General features: G+C 57.7%; 7 protein-coding genes and 1 pseudogene. 3 read left to right on the top strand and 5 right to left on the bottom strand.

What is annotated here, in order from left to right; all coding sequences use genetic code 11:
* On the bottom strand, positions 1-307 hold a 307-nt coding region (locus ACIQ5B_RS09840), incomplete at its 3' end, for an LptF/LptG family permease (RefSeq protein ID WP_397598862.1).
* 172 nt (positions 308-479) lie between these two features.
* Between ACIQ5B_RS09840 and ACIQ5B_RS09835 the strand changes: the two genes are divergently transcribed.
* The 3 genes from ACIQ5B_RS09835 to ACIQ5B_RS09825 are packed head-to-tail and all read left to right on the top strand — an operon-like array spanning position 480 to position 2,894.
* A complete protein-coding gene (locus ACIQ5B_RS09835) occupies positions 480-956 on the top strand; it encodes a DUF2141 domain-containing protein (RefSeq protein ID WP_397598861.1) in 477 nt (158 codons plus the stop codon).
* Between the two features lie 10 nt (positions 957-966).
* Positions 967-1,938 (top strand): diacylglycerol/lipid kinase family protein, encoded by a 972-nt coding sequence (locus ACIQ5B_RS09830; RefSeq protein WP_397598860.1) that lies wholly within the window; start codon positions 967-969, stop codon positions 1,936-1,938.
* 32 nt (positions 1,939-1,970) lie between these two features.
* Positions 1,971-2,894: a hypothetical protein gene (locus ACIQ5B_RS09825; protein ID WP_397598859.1), complete on the top strand. Its 924-nt coding sequence runs from the start codon at positions 1,971-1,973 to the stop codon at positions 2,892-2,894.
* 38 nt (positions 2,895-2,932) lie between these two features.
* On the opposite strand, the gene spt is transcribed toward ACIQ5B_RS09825, so the two are convergent.
* From spt to proB, 4 genes and pseudogenes are all read right to left on the bottom strand, one after another.
* Positions 2,933-4,132 carry a serine palmitoyltransferase gene (gene spt, locus ACIQ5B_RS09820; protein ID WP_397598858.1) on the bottom strand — a complete coding sequence of 400 codons (1,200 nt, stop codon included), beginning with the start codon at positions 4,130-4,132 and terminating at the stop codon, positions 2,933-2,935.
* Between the two features lie 35 nt (positions 4,133-4,167).
* The gene (locus tag ACIQ5B_RS09815) at positions 4,168-4,413 is read right to left on the bottom strand and encodes an acyl carrier protein (RefSeq protein WP_183939378.1); all 246 of its coding nucleotides are present in this window, start codon (positions 4,411-4,413) and stop codon (positions 4,168-4,170) included.
* A 90-nt stretch (positions 4,414-4,503) separates the two neighbouring features.
* Positions 4,504-5,412 carry an NAD-dependent epimerase/dehydratase family protein gene (locus ACIQ5B_RS09810; protein WP_397598857.1) on the bottom strand — a complete coding sequence of 303 codons (909 nt, stop codon included), beginning with the start codon at positions 5,410-5,412 and terminating at the stop codon, positions 4,504-4,506.
* Positions 5,409-6,192: pseudogene (gene proB, locus ACIQ5B_RS09805) on the bottom strand (glutamate 5-kinase); the annotation flags it as partial. The pseudogene proB and the gene ACIQ5B_RS09810, both read right to left, overlap by 4 nt.

The raw sequence follows: 6,192 nt of genomic DNA, 5'->3' as shown, positions 1-6,192 counted from the left end.
AATTGACCGTAGCCAGCGCGATGGCCAGCAGGAATGGGACGCGCAACAGCCGAAGATAGCTCATCCCCACCGCGCGGAAAATGTCGAGTTCGGACGATGTCGCGAGCTTGCGGAACGCCAGCAATATACCCAGCAACAGCCCGATTGGGATGCCGAGCGATAGATATTCGGGTATCAGATTTGCGAGCATGCGCCAGACCACGCTGACCGGCCCGCCCTCTGCGGCGACGAAGTCAAACAGGGTCAACATCTTGTCCAGCAGCAGCAATGATGCCGCGATTGCGAGCGTCGCCAGCAGCGGCAACATCACAAGCCGGAAGATATATCGGTCGGTGGCAGTAAGAAATTTCAACTTATGGTCGCCCTGTCACCCTAATTTGGCCGCAAACTGACCCGATAGACGCTTACAGGTTCAGGGGCAATATATCGATGGTATCGTTGTGAAGTGATACCGGATTTGCTGTTCCAGGAGTTTTGAGATGCATAAATATTTTATTCTTACATCTGCCGCAGCATTGGCGCTCGTATCGGGCGTCGCTGCAGCGAGCGAGGAAATAAGCAATGATTTGTCGCGCTGCGCCGCGGGCAAAGGTCCCGCTGTGCTGGTGAACGTGCAGGGCGTGAAGGAAGCGAGGGGCAATGTTCGCGTGCAATCCTATGCCGCAACGCCCGGCACTTGGCTGGCCAAAGGCCGCTGGCTGCACCGCATCGAAAGCCGCGCGAGCGCAGGAAATATGAGCTTTTGCCTGCCCGTCCCTTCCGAAGGGAAATATGGCATTGCTGTGCGCCATGACCGAAACGGAAATGGCAAAACAGACTTCACGCAGGATGGCGGCGGTTTTTCCAACAACCCCAGCGTGAGCATATTGAATTTGGGCAAGCCGTCGGTCAGCAAAGTCGCATTCGATGCGGGCCCCGGCGTCACGCGGATCACCATCAACCTGAAATATATGTGAAGGTAATGATTTGGCTTTAGTCGCGCTTCTTTCGAACCCCAATTCAACCGGCAACAGGTCGTTGTTGCCGGCGGTGCGAAACTATTGCGCGAAAAATCCTGATATATTCCATTACGAAGTCGAAGAAATTGGCCAGATCGCCAAAGCGCTCGAAATGATTGCCCGCGTGAAGCCCAAGGTGCTCGTCATCAATGGCGGCGATGGCACCGTGCAGTCCGCTTTGACCGAGCTTTATCACGGTGGGCATTTTGAAGGGTCACCCCCGCCCGTCGCGGTGCTGCCCAATGGCAAGACCAACCTGATTGCGCTCGATTTGGGTGCGGAGGGTGATCCGTTGGAGGCGCTGGCGCGTATCATTGACGTCGCAAAGGGCGATCTTTCCGAACATATTGTTGTCCGCGAACTGATTGCGTTAAGCAACGGCAGCGAAGGCGCGCGTCCGGTTCTTGGCATGTTCTTGGGCGGTGCAGGTCTTGCCGAAACGATTCTTTATTGCCGCCACAAAATCTATCCATTGGGATTGCCCAATGGCTTAAGCCATTTCCTGACGTTCATCGCCGTTATGTTTTCGGCCTTTGTCCGGGTGAAGGCAAGTTTCCTGCCGAAACGATCAAAACCCGTCAGCATATCGTTTGTCCGCAATGGCGAATTGCAGGGCACATTTTCGGTTCTGATCGTCACCACGCTGGAAAAGCTGTTGCTTGGCGGACAGGCCGGCAAAACCAAGCAGCGTGGTTTGATGAAGTTTATGGCCGTCGACCAGACGCCATGGGCGATGCTGAAAATGATCGCGGCATCACTGCGCGGCAAATTGGGCCACACGCCCACAAGCGGCGTCCATTTCCAGCAAGGCGATGTCATCCGCATCGATAGCGAACGCAGCAGCGTCGTTTTGGATGGCGAAGTGTTCGAGGCGTATCGCGGTAGCCCGATCGTGCTTCGGTCAACCCCGCCCGTCCCTTTTCTGAAACTCGCTGCTTAACAAGCGGCAACGGAAACGGCTAAGGCGCAGATATGCTTTCGCTGACCCAGCTTGTGGCCGAGGAATTGGCCGTACCCGCGCAACAGGGCGCCAGCGACTTCGCTGCGCATATCGCGGCGCAATATGGCACGGCAGCGCGCGCCGTTCTCTTCTACGGATCGTGCCTGCGGTCGGAACAGCTTGAGGGCGAGATGCTCGACTTCTACCTCATCGTGTCCGATTACCAATCCGCTTATGGACGCGGTTGGCTCGCCACATGGAACCGCCGCCTGCCGCCCAATGTATTTCCGTTTCAACATGGCGATCTGGTCGCAAAGGTCGCGATTTTAAGCGAAGCGGATTTTCACCACCTCAACCGCCCGGCCGCGTCTGCCGTGTCGGTCTGGGCCCGCTTTGCCCAGCCATCGCGGCTTGTCTGGTGCGCTGATGAAGACGCACGTCAGTCTGCCATTCTCGCCATATCCGGTGCCGCGCCGACTTTGTTGAATGCCGCACTGGCATTTGCGGAGCGCGAAGCCGATGTGCTCGACCTTTGGCAGTCGGGATTCCAGATGACCTATGGCGCAGAGCTGCGCGCGGAACGCACGGACCGGCCATCTTCGGTGATTTCATTCGACCCCGATCGCTACGTCCGCTTTGGCCGGGCGGCATTGCAGCACATAACGATCGCACATGAAGTGCGCGGCGACAAAATAGTTATCTTGCCCGACCCCGATGGCCACATCGTTCAAGAAAAACGCCGTTGGCCTGCCCTACGTCGCCGTGGAAAGTTGCTAACCGTGGCACGGCTGGCAAAGGCGGCGTTTACCTATGCGGGCGGCATTGATTATCTGGCGTGGAAAATAAACCGCCACGCCGGCACGCACATCATAGTGCGTCCGTGGCAGCGCAAATGGCCATTAATCGCAGCGCTGTTTCTGGTGCCCAAGCTTTTGGCCAAAGGCGCCGTGCGTTAAAGCGCATTTTTACGCGGAACGTAAAGCGCGTGCCGCGGTCAAATGATCCCGACGGCCTTGCCCGCGCGTTCGAAGCGGCTGAGGATATCGGCAACCTGTTCGCTGCTATGTTCGGCACATAAAGAACAGCGCAGCAATGTCATGCCAGCGGGCGTCGCGGGCGGACGGGCGAGGTTTACATATAGGCCGTTCTCAAGAAGCGCAGCCCACATCATCGCGCCTTTTTCCAAATCGGGCATAATCACCGCGATGATCGCGCTTTGCGCATCAGGCGTGCCGAGTTTGAAACCAAGATCGCGAAGACCCTGGTGCAGATTTCTGGAGTTTTCCCACAAATGCGCACGCTTGTTGCCATTGTGCATCAACTTGCGAATGCTCGCCGCCGAACATGCGACGACCGCTGGCGGCAATGACGCCGTGAACACATAAGGACGGCAGACAAGCCGCATGATTTCAAATTTGGGATGGTTGGACACGCAGAAGCCGCCGACGGTGCCGACCGATTTGGAGAATGTGCCGATGACGAAATCAACATCGTCCAGCACGCCCTGCTCTTCGGCCACGCCGCGGCCATTTTCGCCGATGAAGCCCATCGAATGCGCTTCGTCGACAAGGATCATCGCGCCTGCTTCTTTCGAAACGCGGATCATTTCCTTCAGCGGCGCAACATCGCCCAGCATCGAATAAACGCCTTCAAGCACAACAAGCTTGCCCGCATCGGCGGGTAGGCGCTTCAGCCGTTTTTCGAGCGCGTCGACGTCATTATGGCGGAAGGCCACAATTTCGGCGTCGCCCATTTTGCAGCCGTCATAGATCGACGCATGGCTGTCGATATCCAGAATGATATAATCGCCCTTGCCCGCAATCGTGCTGATGATGCCAAGGTTCGCCTGATAGCCCGTGGAAAAGACCATCGCATGGTCCATTCCGTAAAATTCCTTCAACGCGTCTTCGCATTCCTTGTGGCCCTGAAATGTGCCGTTCAAAACGCGGCTGCCGGTCGTACCTGCGCCAAATTCGTCCAAAGCCTGCTTGCCCGCGGCGATGACATCATCGTCAAAGGTCATGCCCATATAATTATAGGTGCCAAGCAAGATGGTTTCCTTGCCGTTCACGACGGCAACGGTCGGCGATTTCACCTCTTCCATCACAAGGCTGAACGGGTCTTTTACGCCCGTGGCCAGCAAGCCTTCACGTTGCGCAATCAAGGCATCAAATTTGGAGAATAAGTCAGTCATGCACGTCTTCCGTTAAAATCAGGCGTCCGTTTGGATCAGGCTGCGGTCAACTTGGTCACGGCGTCGACCAGTTGGCCGACATTTTCGATTTCCGCCTGTAAATTCATGCTGATGATGATGTCAAAGCTGTCTTCGACTTCAGCAACAAAATCCATGACGGTCAGGCTGTCCCATTCCAAATCACCTGCAAAAGTGGTGGTCTCGCCAACCTCGACACCTTTTTTGTTAAATGGCTCAATCAGGCCCTTTAGGCGATCAAACATTTCGCTGCGGTCGGTCATATGTACATCCTCAAATTATGTGACGGGCAATGCGCCATATGGGCGCGCTATGGCAAGCGAATAAGGCAGTATGAGGGCAAAGCCATGCGCCTACATCCACCCTTGCGCGCGATACCAGCTTGCGGTGTCTTTCAACCCCTTGGGCGTTGCTATTTCTGGCGTCCAAAGCTGGGGCCCTGGCGCAGCATCGCGATTGATGGTCCAGTCGGGGTGCGCCAGATAATTGGCGCGGTCGGGCGTCAGCTTCGCCTTTGCACCGCGAACCGTTCGGTCGGCCCATCCGGCAAATTTCAACAGAAACGCAGGCGCGTGCACCGTCGTGACATCGCGCCCGACCGCAGCGCCGATCGCCTTGGCAAAACCGGCGTGGCTCCACCCGCCTGCCGTTCCGTCATCTGCCTCAAACACGCATTTCGACACATTATCCGCCGACAGCAAAGTCACCAGCAAGCGGGCGAGATCATCGACATGAATGACGGACACCCTGCCCCGCGGCGGCAGCAATGCCCATCCCTTGGCGGCGATGCGGAACATATCGAACATTTCGGTGTCGCCGGGGCCGTACACTCCGGGCGGACGAATGACGGTCCAGTCGAGCGATGATGTGCGCACGAGCGCTTCCGCGGTGGCCTTGCTCGCGCCGTACATTGAAAGCTCCGGATGGCGCGCAGCAAGCGAGGAGACGCAGACAAAACGTGTGATGCCAGCCGATTTGGCAGCGGAGAGGATATGGGCTGTGCCTGTGACATTCCCGCTTTCGAAACCCGCCGCGTCGGGCGCATTGACGACGCCTGCGACATGCAAGACCGCATCGGCGCCTTTGCACAATTCGGTGAGGCTTACGGTATCATTTAAGCTGCCATGCACCCAAGTAACGCCCGCTTTTTTGTGCTGGTCCCGCCGCGTCAGTGCGCGGACATGCCAGCCTGCGGCAATCAACCGATCCAGCGTGATCCGTCCGACAAAACCCGTCGCTCCTGTTAACGCGACTATTTTCACAAAAGGACCAGCTGATCACGGTGGACAAGGACGGAGCGGGGCACGGTACCCAAGATGTCCGCCAACTCACTTGAACGATGGCCGCAAATGCGTGCGGCATCGACGGCATCCTATTCGGAAAGGCCGCGCGCGACCGCAACGCCGTCATCATCACTTATGTCGAGGACGTCGCCGCGTTTAAACTCACCCTCCACCGACAAGGCGCCAGCGGGCAACAAGCTGCTGCCCGATATGAGCGCTTGGATGGCGCCAGCATCGACGCGGATGCGGCCCTTGACGGTCAGCCGTCCGCCCAACCAGCTCTTGCGTGCAGAACCGCCGTCGCGCGGCGCAAAAAAGGTTGAAGGCCGGCCCGCTTCAAGCGCGGCAAGCGGGTGATCGCGAAGTCCGGAGGCGATGACCAAGCCAATGCCAGCGCGGGTCGCAATATCCGCGGCATCCAGCTTGGACGCCATACCGCCCGACCCCATGCCAGAGGATGAACCTTCCGCCACCATGATGCGCACATGGCCGTCAATTTTTTCGATATTGGGCAACAACGTCGCACCCGGCAAATGTGGCGCGCGGTCGAACAGGCCATCGACATCCGACAGCAAAATCACCCCGCTGGCGCCAGCCGCCTGCGCCACGCGTGCGGCAAGCCGGTCATTGTCACCAAAGCGGATTTCTTCGGTGGCGACGCTGTCATTTTCATTGATGACGGGAACGGCCCCTGCACCCAACAGACGATCCAGCGTCGCGGCAATGTTCAAATAGCGGCGGCGATCCTCCAGATCATCC

The organism is Sphingorhabdus sp. (assembly GCF_044374345.1).
Taxonomy (GTDB): Bacteria; Pseudomonadota; Alphaproteobacteria; order Sphingomonadales; family Sphingomonadaceae; genus Sphingorhabdus_B.
Note: the sequence above shows the minus strand (reverse complement) of the source record. Positions and strands in the feature narration are given on the sequence as shown.